Annotated in this window: 12 protein-coding genes; 1 reads left to right on the forward strand and 11 read right to left on the reverse strand. The window is 66.1% G+C overall.

What is annotated here, in order from left to right:
* Genes AM586_RS03895 through AM586_RS03915 form a run of 5 tightly spaced genes read right to left on the reverse strand, consistent with a single transcriptional unit; the run spans position 1 to position 5538 of the window.
* The gene (locus tag AM586_RS03895; protein ID WP_052233830.1) at positions 1-963 is read right to left on the reverse strand and encodes a glycoside hydrolase family 43 protein; all 963 of its coding nucleotides are present in this window, start codon (positions 961-963) and stop codon (positions 1-3) included.
* A gap of 19 nt (positions 964-982) precedes the next feature.
* The gene (gene yjfF / locus AM586_RS03900) at positions 983-1963 is read right to left on the reverse strand and encodes a galactofuranose ABC transporter, permease protein YjfF (RefSeq protein ID WP_052233829.1); all 981 of its coding nucleotides are present in this window, start codon (positions 1961-1963) and stop codon (positions 983-985) included.
* On the reverse strand, positions 1960-2949 hold the full coding sequence (locus AM586_RS03905; RefSeq protein WP_229411151.1) for an ABC transporter permease: 990 nt from the start codon (positions 2947-2949) through the stop codon (positions 1960-1962). Before AM586_RS03905 ends, yjfF begins: the two co-directional genes overlap by 4 nt.
* 53 nt (positions 2950-3002) lie before the next feature.
* Positions 3003-4562, reverse strand: a complete 1560-nt coding sequence (locus AM586_RS03910; protein ID WP_052233827.1) for a sugar ABC transporter ATP-binding protein — start codon at positions 4560-4562, stop codon at positions 3003-3005.
* 7 nt (positions 4563-4569) lie between these two features.
* Positions 4570-5538 (reverse strand): ABC transporter substrate-binding protein, encoded by a 969-nt coding sequence (locus AM586_RS03915; protein WP_052233826.1) that lies wholly within the window; start codon positions 5536-5538, stop codon positions 4570-4572.
* Between the two features lie 201 nt (positions 5539-5739).
* Between AM586_RS03915 and AM586_RS03920 the strand changes: the two genes are divergently transcribed.
* Positions 5740-6300 (forward strand): hypothetical protein, encoded by a 561-nt coding sequence (locus AM586_RS03920; protein WP_156328178.1) that lies wholly within the window; start codon positions 5740-5742, stop codon positions 6298-6300.
* A gap of 53 nt (positions 6301-6353) precedes the next feature.
* On the opposite strand, the gene AM586_RS03925 is transcribed toward AM586_RS03920, so the two are convergent.
* From AM586_RS03925 to araD1, 6 genes are read right to left on the reverse strand one after another with little or no spacing between them, the layout of a single operon-like run.
* A complete protein-coding gene (locus AM586_RS03925) occupies positions 6354-8717 on the reverse strand; it encodes a glycoside hydrolase family 127 protein (protein ID WP_307164074.1) in 2364 nt (787 codons plus the stop codon).
* A complete protein-coding gene (locus tag AM586_RS03930; RefSeq protein WP_052233824.1) occupies positions 8714-9730 on the reverse strand; it encodes an arabinan endo-1,5-alpha-L-arabinosidase in 1017 nt (338 codons plus the stop codon). Before AM586_RS03930 ends, AM586_RS03925 begins: the two co-directional genes overlap by 4 nt.
* A 1-nt stretch (position 9731) precedes the next feature.
* Positions 9732-11276, reverse strand: coding sequence for an alpha-N-arabinofuranosidase (locus AM586_RS03935; protein ID WP_052233823.1), 1545 nt, complete (start codon positions 11274-11276; stop codon positions 9732-9734).
* Positions 11277-11336: 60 nt separating this feature from the next.
* Positions 11337-12113 (reverse strand): SDR family NAD(P)-dependent oxidoreductase, encoded by a 777-nt coding sequence (locus AM586_RS03940; RefSeq protein WP_052233822.1) that lies wholly within the window; start codon positions 12111-12113, stop codon positions 11337-11339.
* Positions 12114-12124: 11 nt separating this feature from the next.
* On the reverse strand, positions 12125-13705 hold the full coding sequence (locus tag AM586_RS03945; RefSeq protein ID WP_052233821.1) for an aldehyde dehydrogenase (NADP(+)): 1581 nt from the start codon (positions 13703-13705) through the stop codon (positions 12125-12127).
* Complete coding sequence (araD1, locus tag AM586_RS03950; protein ID WP_052233820.1) at positions 13702-14697, reverse strand: AraD1 family protein; 996 nt, start codon at positions 14695-14697, stop codon at positions 13702-13704. The genes AM586_RS03945 and araD1 overlap by 4 nt, the downstream gene beginning before the upstream one ends.
* Positions 14698-14725: the final 28 nt, after the last annotated feature.

Raw genomic sequence — 14725 nt, forward strand, 5'->3', positions numbered from 1 at the left:
TCACTTGCACATCGGCGAGGGGTTGGCGGCCGGGCCCTGTGCGGTCTGCGCAACCGGCAGGATGCTGCCGTCCGGCCCGTAGTGCAGCTCCTCGACCGCCACCGAACGGCGGAACTCGCCGCCGCCGGGCAGCTTGCCGTTGTGGTAGAAGATGTAGGACTTGCCGTTGAAGTCGACGATCGCCTGGTGGATGGTCTTGACATTGCTGTTCTGCTCCATGATCACGCCGCCGAAGGACCAGGGTCCGGTCGCACTCGGGCCGCTCATGTACACCGTCTCTTCCGGGAATTTGCGCGAATACGAGAGGTAATACTTGCCGGCGTGCTTGTGCAGGTAGGAGGCTTCGGTAAAGGCTTCCAGGCCCACCGTGTGGATCGGGCCGTCCAGCTCGATCATGTTGGCCTTCAGCTTCGCGTACTTCATCACCGTGTTCCCCCAGTACAGGTAGGCCTGGCCGTCGTCGTCGACGAACACGGCGGGGTCGATGTCGTCCCAGGCGATCGGGGTCTCGCGGGTCATGTCGTTGGTGACCAGGGCAGAGCCGCGCGCATCGACGAAGGGGCCGGTCGGGCTGCTCGACACCGCCACGCCGATCGCCTTGCCGGGAATGGTCTTGTGGTCGACCGTGGTGTAGAGGTAGTACTTGCCGTTGCGCTTCGTGATGTCGCTCGCCCAGGCATCGCGGCCGGCCCAGGCGAAGATCGTGTACGGCACCGGGTCCGGATGCTCGGTCCAGTGCTTCATGTCGCAACTCGAAAAGACGCGCCACTCGTTCATCAGGTAGTCCTTGCCGCCCTCCCTGGCTTCGTCGTGGCCGACATACAGGTAGACGCGGCCATTGTCGACCAGGGCCGCGGGATCGGCAGTATAGATCTTGCTGGTGATGGGATTCGCGGCCTGGGCGAGCGCGCTCACGGCCAGCAGCAGTGTTGGCAAAAGCGCCGGCAAGGCATGTTTCAACATAGGGTCTCCAATTTCTTCATTATTTTGCGCGTCCGCCCATCACCCGCTGCACCACGCAGAAGACGAACAGCAGCGCGCCGATCACGATCCTGGTCCACCACGAACTGAGCGTGCCGTCGAAGGCGATCAGGGTCTGGATCGCGCCCAGCACCAGCACGCCCGACAGGCTGCCTGCGATATAGCCGTAGCCGCCGCTCAGCAGCGTGCCGCCGATGACGACCGCGGCGATCGCATCCAGCTCGATCCCCTGCCCGTGCAGGCCGTAGCCGGACAGCATATAGAAGGAGAACAGCAGGCCGCCCAGGGCCGCGCAGAATCCGCTCAGGGCATACACCGCCACGCGGGTGGCGCCGACATTCAGTCCCATCATCGCCGCCGACTGCTCGTTGCCGCCGACCGCATACACTGCCCTGCCGAAGGCCGTGAAATGGGCCAGCCAGACCGCCAGCAGCAGCACCACCAGCGCGATGATGGCGCCCGGCGACAGGAAGCCGCCCAGGAAGGGCACCTGGGTTTGCGAGAGCGCCACGAAGAAGGGCTGGTCGATGGTGATCGACTGGATGCTGATCAGGTAGCACAGCCCGCGCGCCAAGAACATGCCCGCCAGGGTGACGATGAAGGGCTGCAGCCGGAACAGGTGGATCACCAGGCCCTGCGCGGCCCCGAAACCGGCGCCCATCAACAGCACCGCGGCGATCGCCAGCGCCGGGTGCCAGTGCGCGCTCTGCAGCAGCCAGGCCGTCACCATGGTCGACAGGGCCAGCACCGAGCCCACCGACAGGTCGATGCCGCCCAGCAGGATCACGAAGCCCATGCCGATCGCCAGCACCAGCAGGAAGGCATTATCGATCAGCAGGTTGAAGATCACCTGCAGCGACAGGAAGCCCGGATAGGCCGCGCCGCCGATCCCCAGCATGGCCAGCAACAGGACCACCGTCACCATCGAGGTGAACCAGGGCGCCGACGAGATCCCGCGGGCGCCGCTTGCCATGCCATTCATGCCGGCCTCCTTTTGATGAGCTGCTTAAATTCCCCCGACTGCGAGATGCAGACGACGAACACGACGATGGATTTGACGACCATGTTCACCTCGGGCGGCACGCCCAGCGAGTAGATGGTGTAGGTGAGCGTCTGGATGATCAGCGCGCCGACCATGCTGCCCACCAGGCTGAATTTGCCGCCCGCGAGCGAGGTGCCGCCCAGCGTCACGGCCAGGATCGCATCCAGCTCCAGCAGCAGGCCGGCGTTGTTGGCGTCCGCGCTCTTGATGTTGGAGGTAATCAGCATTCCCGCCAGCCCGGCGCAGGCGCTGCAGAACACGTACACGAAGACGATCAGCGTGGCGGTGCGCAGGCCGGCCAGGCGCGCCGCCACCGGATTGATGCCGACCGCCTGGATGAACAGCCCGAGCGCAGTCTTCTTCATCAGGATCATCGTCAGCGCGAACACCGCCGCCACCACGTACAGCGAGAACGGCAGGCCCGCCAGGTAGCCGCTGCCCAGGAAGAAGAAGGGTTTGTAATAGACGGTGACGATCTGGCCGTCGGTCAGCAGCTGCGCCAGGCCGCGCCCGGCCACCATCAGGATCAGGGTCGCGACGATGGGCTGCAGCTTGACGCCCGCCACCAGCACGCCGTTCCACAGGCCGCACAGCAGCGCCACGCCCAGGCCCGCCGCCAGCGCCATGCCCATCGGCGCGTCGACGGTCGCGCCGCCGATCAGCATCGCCGCGACGGTGCCGGACAGCGCGACCACCGCGCCCACCGAGATGTCGATGCCGCGGGTGGCGATCACCAGCGTCATGCCGAGCGCCGCCAGCATCAGCGGCGCCGCGCGGTTCAGGATATCGACCAGGGCGCCGTACAGGTGACCATCCTTGAGTTCGAGACGGAAGAAGCCCGGCACCAGGATGCTGTCGACGAGCAGCAGCACCAGCAGCGCGGCGACGGGGCGCAGCAGCGGGTGCTGGAGCAGGACGGTCTTCATCGATACGGCGGGTTCTGCTGCCGGCTTGGCGAGCGTGGGATCGACACGTGCGTTCATGCTGCCTCCCCTGCGGCTTCTCCCGCCGTGTCTCCCGCGATCACGCGCAGCACCGAGGTCTCGTCGAGCTCACCGCGCCGGTATTCGCCGCAGGCCCTGCGGTCGCGCATGACGACCATCCGGTCGGACACGCGCAGCACTTCCGGCAGCTCGGACGAAATGAACAGAATCGACATGCCCTTGCGGCACAACTTGCTGACGTAATCCATGATCTCCTGCTTGGCGCGCACGTCGATGCCGCGCGTCGGTTCGTCGAGGATGAGCAGGCCCGGCTCGGTGGCCAGCCAGCGCGCCAGAAGCACCTTCTGCTGGTTGCCGCCCGAGAGCGAGCCGATGGGCGTCTCGATGCTGGCGGTCTTGATGCCCAGCCAGCTGACATAGTCGGTGGCCAGCTGCTGCTGGCGTTTGAGCGGAATCGCGCGCCACAGGCCGAGGCGCGCCTGCAGCGCGAGGATCAGGTTCTCGCGTACCGACAGCGGCAGGATCGCGCCCTCGTGCTTGCGGTCTTCCGAGCAGAAAGCGATGCCCTCGGCGATCGCGTCGCGCGGATTGGCGAAGCCGACCTGCCGGCCGTTCACCTCGATATTGCCGCCGTCCGCCTTGTCGGCGCCGAACAGCAGGCGCGCGGTTTCGGTGCGGCCCGAGCCGAGCAGGCCGGCAAGGCCCAGCAGCTCGCCGCGGTGAAGGTCCAGGTCGACCGGCGCCAGCACGCCCTTGCGCGCGATCCCGCGGGCGCGCAGGAAGACCTCGCCGATCTCGGCCGGCCCGTTTGCCTGCGCGCCGCCGTCCGCATTGTCGGCATCGGCATCGGCCGGCGCGCCGATCATCCTGTTCACCAGACTGAGGCGCGACAGCGCGGCACAGGGATATTCGCCTTCGCGCTCGCCATTGCGCATCACGGTGATGCGGTCCGAGATCGCATACGTCTGGTCGAGGAAGTGCGTGACGAACAGGATCGCCATCCCCTCCTCGCGCAGCCGGCGCAGGACGCCGAACAGGGTCTGCACCTCGGCCTCGTCCAGGCTGGAAGTCGGTTCGTCCAGGATCAGCACCTTCGACTTGCCGAGCAGCGCGCGCGCGATCGCGACCATCTGCTGGATCGCCAGCGGATACTCGCCCAGCGGCCTGGCGACGTCGACGTCGATCTGCAGTCGCTGCAGCAGATCGAGGGCCTGGCTGCGCATCGCGCGCCAGTCGACCATGCCGAAGCGGCGCGGATAGCGGCCGATGAAGATGTTCTCCGCCACCGACAGGTTCGGGCACAGGTTCACTTCCTGGTAGACGGTGCTGATGCCCAGGTTCTGCGCTTCCTGCGTGGAGCGCGGGCGGATTGCCCGGCCGTCCAGCAGGATGCTGCCGCCGTCGGGCTGGTAGACGCCGGTGAGGACCTTGATCAGCGTGGACTTGCCCGCGCCGTTCTGGCCCATCAGCGTGTGGACTTCGCCCGAAAAAAGGCGCAAGCCTGCGTCCGACAGCGCCTTCACCCCCGGGAACTGCTTGTGAATGCCCGTCACCTCGAGGACGGGCGTCCGCATTGTTGAACTGAGGTCGACCATGGCCGACTCAGTATTTGCGGGTCGGGAACACCTTGGCCGCGAGCTCGGCCGGGAACACGCCTTCCTCGACCGTGATGCGCTTGGCGACCGGCTTGCCGGCGGCGACCGCCTGCGCGGTCTGCATCAGGGTCGGGCCGAGCAGCGGATTGCACTCGACGGTCACGTTCAGCTTGCCCTGCTTCATGGCCTCGAACGCGCCGCGCACGCCGTCGATCGAGACGACGACGATGTCCTTGCCCGGCTTCAGGCCGGCCTCCTCGATCGCCTGGATCGCGCCGATGGCCATGTCGTCGTTGTGCGCGAACAGCACGTTGATGTTCTTGCCCTCGGACTTGAGGAAGGCTTCCATCACTTCCTTGCCCTTGGCGCGGGTGAAGTCGCCGGTCTGCGAGCGGATCACCTTCAGCTTCGGATTGCCGGCGATGGCCTCGGCGAAGCCGGTCTTTCGGTCGGTGGCCGGCGCCGAGCCGACGGTGCCCTGCAGCTCCACGATGTTGAGCGGCTTGTCGCCGTTCTTCTTCGCATACTCCAGCAGCCAGCGCCCGGCCCGGCGGCCCTCTTCCACGAAGTCGGAGCCGATGAAGCTGACGTACAGCGAGGGATCGCTGACCTTGACCGCGCGGTCGGTCAGGATCACGGGAATCTTCGCATTCTTCGCTTCGCGGAGCACGGTCTCCCAGCCGGTTTCGACCACCGGCGAGAACGCGATCACGTCGACGCGTTGGGCGATGAAGGAGCGGATCGCCTTGACCTGGTTCTGTTGCTGCTGCTGGGCGTCGGCGAATTTCAGGGTGACGCCGGCCTGTTTGGCGGCGTCCTTGATCGAGGCGGTGTTCGCGGTGCGCCATTCGCTTTCGGCGCCGACCTGGGAGAAGCCGATGGTCAGAGGCTTCGCGGCCTGGACGGGGATGATGACGGCGGCGCATGCGGCGGCTGCGACCGCGGCCAGGAGTGTCCTGCGGGTTGGGAGGGGCATCACTTGTCTCCGGTATTGTTTTGTGTGCCCATGGTATGACGGATGAGGGATGCTCATCCAATCAATTTTTTGGCGGTTGCGATACGCGTTTTGACATCAAAACTCCGAGACCGACGAGCAGGGAGTTAATTACCTGTTAGAAATTCGGTAAAATCGCTGTCCCCGATACCTCGACCGTGAATCGCAGGACCTCTAGCGCAAATGGCAACACAAACACACAAGGGCATGCTTCACCTGATTTGCTCCACCCTGACTTCCTACGGCGCCGGCCGCGGTCCACGGAAGGATGAGCCCATACTCATCAATGACCCTGATTGCAAACTGGCACTCAACTATCTTTTGAGGCATTACGGCATTTTCTTTTTACATCCTGAGCCCGAATATTGCTCGCCACGAGCCAAGGCCGAAAAAGATCCGTCCTTACGCACGCGCGAACACGTGATACCGATAGCGGAACTGATGAAGGTACTCATGCGTAGAGCCGCCGCTGGGCAGGACGTATCGCCTGCCTATCTCGTCAGGTTCCTGAGCAAGTACCTGATCACCTGTCGCATCCACAAAGAGGAAAACAAACGCTTGACCCAAGCCAAGTTTGCAGAGGCAATGCCGCCCGATGCCGTGCTGGCTAACGATGAATTCGAAGTCTGGGCGCGCTACGACCACGCCAAATGCCGGATAGAGCGCGATAAAGCCGACGCTTGGATACGCATTACCAAAAATGGCAAACAAAAGCAGATCGAGCGGCCAGACATGTCTCTGTAGCCGGCCGGACGATCGGCGCAACGAACAAAGGCGGCGACATGGCCGCCGAGCTGTCAGCGCAGCAGACGAAGGCCGTACAGGCCACCCGCCACTGAGCCGGCTTTCGCGACGAATTTAACGTCCAGCTTGGCACTACCGGTCTGTATCAAGGCTGGCGGCAGCGCATAGTCACGGGTGTAGAACTCCTGCGCCTCGTCGCGCGGCAGTTCAAGCTCCGCAATGCGCTCTCCGTTCACGACAATATCGAACTTGCGCCCACCATCCGCCCGCGCAAAGCTGAGCCTCAGGACCCTGGCCTCACGCTTCGGATCGTTCAGCTGGTAGCTGAACCACCGGGTCGCATGCCGCCAATGTCGCCCGGCGTTGACGCCAGCCTCCGCCCCCTCCCCCTTGAAGAAGTGATCCGACTCCGGCTGCTGCTCCCCCGGCGCCACCTGGTCGATGGTCCGCGCATCCAGCGCCAGCCGTTCGGTTTCCCTGGCGGCCGTCTCCGACCGCATGCGCGCGTAATCGCCCGGCGTCGACTGTGGAAAGTAGACCGCATAGCGCGCGTCGTGCAGGCGGAAGAAGGGAATGAACTCGGTCATCGGCCCCGCCCCGCCCTGCACCAGCCCCGGCGCCGTGAAGGTCAGCGGCTTGCCCTTCACCGGCCTGAAGCGCCGCATGAAGTCCTTGCGGTCCGAGACGAAGGTCGGCGCCGACTCCAGCGGGCAGACCTGGCCGGAGGCGATGTGGCCCATGCGCGAATCGTCGGCCAGGAAGTTGAGCTTTTCACCGGCGAAGGGATTGGTCTTCGCTGCCAGCACGATGGGGCCGTGCATGACGGCGTAATAGTTCGATTTGTCCGGCATCTGTTCCAGGTGCGTGCGCATTGGCAGGCTGACCTCGACCCGGTCGCCCTTGCGCCAGGCGCGGGCTATGCTGACGTAATCGCCCGGCTTGCCCGACGCCTTCACCAGGCGGCCGTTCACGCGCAAGACGAGCTTGCCGCCCTCCACCCAGGCCGGATACCGGATTTTCATCGTGAAGCGCGCATCGCCGTCCACGGTGATGCGCGTGTCCGCCTGATCGGGAAAGTTGTTGGCCTGTGTGATTTGCACACCCTTCTCGCGCCACTGCAGCGTCGAGGGGATGAACAGGTTCACGAACAGCGCATCCCTGTCGTGCGCATAGATGAATTCGCCGTACTTGGCGTGGCTCTCGATGCCCGAGCCGACGCAGCACCACATCGCCTGGTCCACCTGCGAATACACGCGGTAGTGATTCGGCCGCATCGGCGTGAAGTAGACGAAGCCGCCCGTGCCCGGATGCTGCGAGCCGAGGATGTGGTTGTAGAGGGCGCGCTCGTAGTAGTCCGCGTACTGCGCCTTCTCGCTGGAGGCGAACAGCATTTCGGTCAGCTTCAGCATGTTATAGGTGTTGCAGGTCTCCGGCCCCTCGACCTCGTTGATCATGGGGCTGAAGTCCTGGGCGTCGTGGAAGTGCTCCTTGACGCTGTTGCCGCCGATGGCGACCGTGCGGTGCTCGACCACCGTCTGCCAGAAGAACTCGGCCGCCTGTTCCATGTCCCGATTGCCCGACAGGTCGGCGATGCGCTTGAAGCCGATCACCTTCGGGATCTGGGTGTTGGCGTGCAGGCCGCTCAGCCTGTCCTCGCTTTTTTCCAGCGGCTGCAGGATCCGCTGGTCGGAGAACTTCAATGCCAGCCCGAGGTAGCGGGCGTCGCCGGTCATCTGGTAAACGTCGGCCAGCACCTCGTTCATGCCGCCATGCTCGCTCTTCAGCATGGTCTGCATCTGCTCGTCGCCGAGCTTAGCCGTCAGCCGCAGCGCCCAGTCGGACAGCTCGACCAGCATGGCGCGCGCGTCCTCGTTGCCGCCGTAGCGCCAGGCGTCGCGCAGGCCGGCGTAGATCTTGTGCAGGTTGTACCAGGGGACCCACTTGCCGTTGACCGAGAAGTTATCGGCATGGAGCTTGCCGGCGGCGACCTCGCGCCAGGCGGCGCGGCCGCCGGGGATGCCGCCCAGGTAGCCGCGCATCTCACCTTCATTGTTCGCCTGCTGCGCACGTTTCAGCTCGGCGACGAAGTAGTCGAGCTGCCGCTTCACCTCGGCGTCGCCGGTCGACGCATACATCAATGCGAGCGCGGACAGGTAGTGGCCGCCCATGTGGCCGTCCAGCCCCGTCGATTCCCAGTTGCCGTAGCTGGGCTGCTTCGGCGCCAGGCCGGCTTCGCGCAGGAAGGGCGCCAGCAGGCGGTCCGGTTCCATCGCCATCAGGTAGTGCAGGTCCGTCGCCTGCGCCTCGAGGAAGGGACTGGGCCCGAGGCGCACGTCGCGCAGCGGGAACAGGTCGGCGGCCTGCGCGGATACTGCGCCGAAAACCAGTAGCAGCGCTGCGATCCGCGTCATGTTCATGGGACTTGCTTGCTGACGTAGCGGTTCAAATCCGCCGGGTCGACGATCGGCCAGCCAGCCTTGTCCCACTTCATCTCGAGCAGCTTCAGCTTCTGCTTGTACTTGTCGGCAGTCTCGTAGGCGTGCAGCACCAGCCAGTCGCGGCCAGAGAAGGTGTAGGCGCTGTTGTGGCCGAGGCCGTGCCAGTCCTTGTCGCCTTCGATCACGAGCGAGCCGCCGCCCTGCGCCATGTCCTTGCCCTGGCGGTCGAGGTAGGGCCCGGTAACCTCCTTCGCCCGCCCCACCACCACGTGATAGGTGCTCTTCGGCCCCTGGCAGCACAGGCCCCAGGACGTGAACAGGTAGTACCAGCCGTTCTTCCTGAAGATGAAGGGGCCTTCGATCTGCGCCGGGCCGGCTTCCTCGTCGGGCGTGAAGGCCGGGCGCTCGCGGCGCGCGATGGTGCGCCATTCCTGCGGTTCGGCGATCTTCGTCCAGCTCGGGTCGAGCTTCACCAGCTTGATGCCGGTCCAGAACGAACCGAAGGCCATCCAGCCGTTGCCCTTGTCGTCCTCGGCGACGTTGGGGTCGATCGCGTTCCACAGGTCGCGGCCCGGCACCGACTGCAGCACCATGCCCTGGTCTTCCCAGCGGTAGTCGGGCGCGCGCGGATCCAGCGTGGCGTTGCTCGTGACGCCGATGCCGGAGGTGTTCTTGCCGAAGCCGGACACCGAGTAGTACAGCAGGTATTTACCCTTGTGGTACTGGATGTCCGGCGCCCAGATATGGTCGTTGAAGGTCGGCGCGGCCTTCTTCGCCCAGCTGGGCTGGCCGGCGAACACGCGGCCTTCGGGTTTCCAGTTCAGCATGTCGGCCGAGCTGTAGAAGCTGATGCCGGGGCCGGTGCTGAACAGGTAGTACTTGTTGCCTTCCTTTGCCATGACTGGGTCGTGGACGCTGACCTGGGCCGCTTGCGCCGCGCCGCACAGCGCGAGCGCGGCCAGGCAGGAGGCGTGTAATGACACGCGCGCCATGTCAGCCCTCCACCGCGAACACCATCACGGCCTTGGCCGGCACCTTGACGGTCAGCTTGCCGCCGGCGGCCTGCGCGCTGAACGGCGCCGGCTTGATGGCCTGCGGCTTGTCGAAGGTGTTGTGCGCGTCCATCGCCTCCGCGGTCAGCACCTGGCCGGCGACCTTGCCGATGGCCTGGCCCGGCACGTCCAGCGTCACATCGGTCGCTTCATGCGGGTTGGTGTTGACCAGGGCGACGTAGACCTTGCCGTCCCTGGCGCGCGCGGCCGAGGCGCTGATGCCGGGGACACCCTTGCCGTTCACGCTGTAGGTCGTGTTGTTGGCCAGGGTGAGCGGCAGCGCGGTCGCGTCCTGGAAGGGCACGTACATCTTGTAGGCGTAGTAGGTCGGCGTCAGCAGCATCCGGTCCTTGTCGGTGATGATCATGGCCTGCAGCACGTTGACCATCTGCGCGATGTTGGTCATGCGGACGCGGTCGGCGTGCGCATGGAAGATGTTGAAGTTGAGGGCCGCGACCACCGCGTCGCGCAGGGTGTTACGCTGGAACAGGAAGCCCGGATTGGTGCCTGGCTCGACGTCGTACCAGGTACCCCATTCGTCGACGTAGAAGCCGATTTTCTTCTGCGGGTCGTTCTTGTCGAGGATGGCGACGTTGCGCTTGATGTGGTCGTCGATGCGCAGGGTATTCGACATGGTCGAGAACCACTCGCTTTCCGGGAAGCCTGTCGCGGCGCCCTTCTTCTCCCATTTGTCGGTCGGCAGCGTGTAGTAGTGGAAGCTGATGCCGTCGGTGCCCTGGCCGGCTTCGCGGCTCAGCGTCTCGGTCCAGCTGCTGTCGTTGTCGTTGCCGCCGCTGGCGATGAATTTCGGGAGCCTTTCCGGCGGCGCCTTCAGGAAGGCCTTGTAATGGTTATAGAGATTGGCGTAGTAGGCCGGCTTCATGTTCCCGCCGCAGCCCCAGGCTTCGTTGCCGATGGCGAAATAGGCGACCTTGAAAGGCTGCGGATGGCCGTTCTTCGCGCGCAGCTCGGCCAGTGTCGACTTGCCTTCCGAGGTCATGTACTCGATCCACTCGGCCATCTCCTGCGGCGTGCCGGTGCCCAGGTTGCCGTTGACGTAGGCGTCCGCACCCAGCAGCTCGACCAGGTCGAAGAACTCGTGGGTGCCGACCGCATTGTTTTCCGGGACGCCTCCCCAATTGGTGTTCACCTTCACCGGACGCTTGCCGCGCGGGCCGATGCCGTCCTTCCAGTGGTACTCGTCGGCGAAGCAGCCGCCCGGCCAGCGCACCAGCGGCACGTGCAGCTCCTTCAGCGCGCCGACCACGTCCTTGCGCCAGCCCTTGGTGTTCGGGATCTTCGATTCCGGACCGACCCACAGGCCCTCGTAGATGCCGGTGCCGAGGTGCTCGGCAAACTGGCCGTAGACGTTCTTGTTGATGACGGCGCCGGGTTTGGACGTGTCGACGGTCAGGCTCACCTGCGCAAGGGCCGGCAACGCGGCGAGCATGGCGAGCGCGAGGATCGAGGGTTTGAACACTTTCATGCGGGTCTCCATTTTTTATTCGATGTCTGGATGGGTGATGCGGGCTGCCAGGATTGGCTGTCAGGTCCAGCCGGCATCCACCACGAAGTCCTGCGCCGTGCACATCCTGCTGTCATCCGCCGCCAGGAACAGCACCATGGCAGCGACATCTTCCGACATCAGCTTGCCCGGCAGGCACTGGGCGCGCCGGATCTCGGCTTCGCCGTGCTCGTCCAGCCACAGCTCGATCTGGCGCTGGGTCATCACCCAGCCGGGCGTGACGGTGTTCACGCGGATGTTGAACGGTCCCAGGTCGCGCGCCAGGCAGCGGGTCAGGCCGGTGACGGCCGCCTTGGTGGCGGCGTAGATCGGGTAGCCCGGGTTCTTGGCGTGGAAGGACATCGAGCTGAAATTGATGACCGAGCCGCCGCCGCGGCGCTTCATGCCTTCCAGCGCCGCCTGGACCGTGAAGAACATCGGGCGCTGGTTGATGGCGATGCGTTCGTCGTAGTAGCCGACGCTGACATCGCCGATCTGGTGGCGCTGGTCGTTGGCGGCATTGTTGACGATCACATCGAAGTCGCCCAGCAGGGACGCCAGCTCGGCCATGGTCTGCTGCAGCGCCGGGATGTCGGTGATGTCGCAGCGGCGGAACAGCGGCGCCGTCTGCCCCGCTTTCAGCGACTGCGAAAGACGCGCCACCAGCGCCTCGCTGGCGTCGACCACGATGTCGACGAAAGCCACCGCCGCGCCCTGCTCCACGAAGGCGGCGACGATCGCTTCGCCGATCCCGCTGCCGCCGCCCGTCACGAATACCCGCTTGCCTTCCAGGCTGCCATACTTGGCCAACTTGCTCATACCCTCTCCCTTCATTTGCCGAGCGCGCCGTCGATGCGCCGCCAGATACCACGCGGATTATCGTCCCGCAGCACCGCCGGCAGCAAGGACTGCGGCAGGTTCTGGTAGCAGACCGGACGCAGGAAACGGTAGATCGCGCCGGTCCCGACCGAAGTGCTGCGGCCGTCGGCGGTGGCCGGGAACGGGCCGCCGTGCACCATCGCGTGCGTCACTTCGACGCCGGTGCCGAAACCGTTGACCAGGATGCGGCCGGCCTTGCGCTCCAGCGTCGGCAGCAGGGTTCGCGCCGCGTCGACGTCGCCGCTGCCGTCGACCATGTGCAGGGCCGCGGTCAGCTGGCCTTCGAGGCGCTCGGCCACGGCGCGCATGTCGGCGACGTCGCGGCAGACCACCAGCAGCGAAGCCGGGCCGAAGATCTCTTCATGCAGTTCGCCGCGCGCCAGGAACTCGCTGCTGGAGACGCGGAACAGCGCGGCGTGGCCCTGGTGCTCTTCGTGCTCCAGGCGCAGCAGGGTCGTCACCGCGTCGTGGCCGTGCAGCGCATCGACGCCGCGGCGGTAGCTCGACGCGATGCCGGCCGAGAGCATGGTGGCCGGCTGGGTCTCGTTCAGCGCGGCGGTGGCGGCGGCGCAGAACTGCTCCAGGCCCTCGCCTTCGATCGCCAGCACCAGGCCGGGGTTGGTGCAGAACTGGCCCACACCCAGCACCAGCGAGGCGGCGAAGTCCTTGCCGATCTGGGCGGCCTGCGACTTCAGCGCTTCCGGCAGCAGGAACACCGGATTGATGCTGCTCATCTCGGCATACACGGGAATCGGCTGCGGACGCTGCGCCGCCACCGCCATCAGCGCGGTGCCGCCGGAACGCGAACCGGTGAAGCCGACCGCCTGGATTGCCGGATGCGCCACCAGGGCCTGGCCGATGCCGTTGCCGGTGCCGGTCAGCAGCGCGAACACGCCGGCCGGCAGGCCGCACTGCTGCACCGCCCTGACCACGGCGCGCGCCACCAGCTCCGAGGTGCCGGGATGGGCCGAGTGGGCCTTCAGCACGACCGGGCAGCCGGCGGCGAAGGCGGAGGCGGTGTCGCCGCCGGCCACCGAGAAGGCCAGCGGAAAGTTGGAGGCCGCGAACACGGCGACCGGGCCGACGCCGATCAGGCGGCTGCGCAGGTCGGCGCGCGGCGGCGTGCGCTGCGGCAGCGCCGGGTCGATGCGCGGATCCTGCCACGAGCCTTCGCGCAGCAGCGCGCCGAACAGGCGCAGCTGGCCCACGGTGCGTCCGCGCTCGCCCTCGATGCGGCCGCGCGGCAGGCCGGTCTCGAGCATCGCGCGCTCGACCAGTTCGTCGCCCAGCGCCAGGATCTGCTCGGCGCAGGCGTCGAGGAAATCGGCGCGCTCGCTGTCCGAGGTGGCGCGGAAGCTGTCGAAGGCGGCGCCGGCCAGCTGGCAGGCGCGGTCGATCTGTTCGTGGTCGACCATGTGGAAGGCCGGTTCCAGGTGCGCGCGCAAGCCCGGGTTCCAGGCCTTGAAGGAGCCGCCCGCGCCCTGCTCGGGCTGGCCGCCGATCAGTGCTTCGCCGGTGATTGTGGTGCTCATAAGGTCTTCACTTTCGCAAACTGGGTGTCGTGCACCGCCAGCCGGTTGCGCAGCGCCGGGCCGAACTGGGGCGAGGCGATCTCGAAGGTCTCGCCGGCCGCGACCTGCACCTTGTCGGCGAAGCTCAGCGTCGCGGTGCCGAAGAAATGGATGTGGATGTCGCCCGGGCGCTTGAACAGCCCGTACTTGAAGTGGTGGTATTCGAGGTTGGCGATGGTATGCGACATGTTCTGCTCGCCGGAGACGAAGGCCTTCTCCCAGCGCACCTTGCCGCCCGCGTCCAGCACGCGCGAGACGCCTTCGACGTGCTGCGGCAGCTCGCCCACCAGCAGGGCCGGGCCGAGGCCGCAGTTGCGCAGCTTCGAGTGCGCCAGGTAGAGGTAGTTCTGGCGCTCGGTCACGTGGTCCGAGAACTCGTTACCGAGCGCGAAGCCGAGGCGCCACGGCTGGCCGTCGTCGCCGATCACGTACAGGCCGGCGATCTCCGGCTCCTCGCCGCCGTCCAGCGAGAAGTCCGGCATCTCGAGGTCCTGGCCGCCGGCGCGCACGATCGAGCCGTCGCCCTTGTAGAACCATTCCGGCTGCACGCCCGGCGTGCCCGCTTCCGGCTTGCCGCCTTCGAGACCGAGGCGGAACATCTTCATGCTGTCGGACAGCGATTCGACCTCGCCGCCGATCTTCTTGTGCATGGCGTCGCGGGTGTCGGCGCTGCCCAGGTGGGTCAGGCCGGTGCCGGTGACATAGCAGTGGGCCGCGTCCGGATGGTCGAGCGGCGCCAGCAGGCGGCCCTCAATGGCGATGGCGTCGAAGGATTCGGCCTCGCCGACGGCGGCGGAGGCGTCGGCCAGTGCAGCCAGGCCGTGGCCGCGGGCGATCGCGGCGCAGGCCAGCTCGAGGGTCGAGGCGAAGCCCTGGATCGGGGTGACGGTGTCGTCGTTCAGGATGCCGACGCGGCGTGCGCCGGCGGCGGTGGTGTACTGGATGAGCAGCATATTCTTTGTCTCCTTCGTTTATGGTGCA

The sequence above is a fragment of the Massilia sp. WG5 genome (assembly GCF_001412595.2).
Classification (GTDB): domain Bacteria; phylum Pseudomonadota; class Gammaproteobacteria; order Burkholderiales; family Burkholderiaceae_D; genus Telluria.

Coding starts and splice junctions, on each gene's coding strand:
- AM586_RS03895 (WP_052233830.1), bottom strand. CDS start 963: ATGTTGAAACATGCCTTGCCGGCGCTTTTGCCAACACTGCTGCTGGCC.
- yjfF (WP_052233829.1), bottom strand. CDS start 1,963: ATGAATGGCATGGCAAGCGGCGCCCGCGGGATCTCGTCGGCGCCCTGG.
- AM586_RS03905 (WP_229411151.1), bottom strand. CDS start 2,949: ATGAAGACCGTCCTGCTCCAGCACCCGCTGCTGCGCCCCGTCGCCGCG.
- AM586_RS03910 (WP_052233827.1), bottom strand. CDS start 4,562: ATGGTCGACCTCAGTTCAACAATGCGGACGCCCGTCCTCGAGGTGACG.
- AM586_RS03915 (WP_052233826.1), bottom strand. CDS start 5,538: ATGCCCCTCCCAACCCGCAGGACACTCCTGGCCGCGGTCGCAGCCGCC.
- AM586_RS03920 (WP_156328178.1), top strand. CDS start 5,740: ATGGCAACACAAACACACAAGGGCATGCTTCACCTGATTTGCTCCACC.
- AM586_RS03925 (WP_307164074.1), bottom strand. CDS start 8,717: ATGAACATGACGCGGATCGCAGCGCTGCTACTGGTTTTCGGCGCAGTA.
- AM586_RS03930 (WP_052233824.1), bottom strand. CDS start 9,730: ATGGCGCGCGTGTCATTACACGCCTCCTGCCTGGCCGCGCTCGCGCTG.
- AM586_RS03935 (WP_052233823.1), bottom strand. CDS start 11,276: ATGAAAGTGTTCAAACCCTCGATCCTCGCGCTCGCCATGCTCGCCGCG.
- AM586_RS03940 (WP_052233822.1), bottom strand. CDS start 12,113: ATGAGCAAGTTGGCCAAGTATGGCAGCCTGGAAGGCAAGCGGGTATTC.
- AM586_RS03945 (WP_052233821.1), bottom strand. CDS start 13,705: ATGAGCACCACAATCACCGGCGAAGCACTGATCGGCGGCCAGCCCGAG.
- araD1 (WP_052233820.1), bottom strand. CDS start 14,697: ATGCTGCTCATCCAGTACACCACCGCCGCCGGCGCACGCCGCGTCGGC.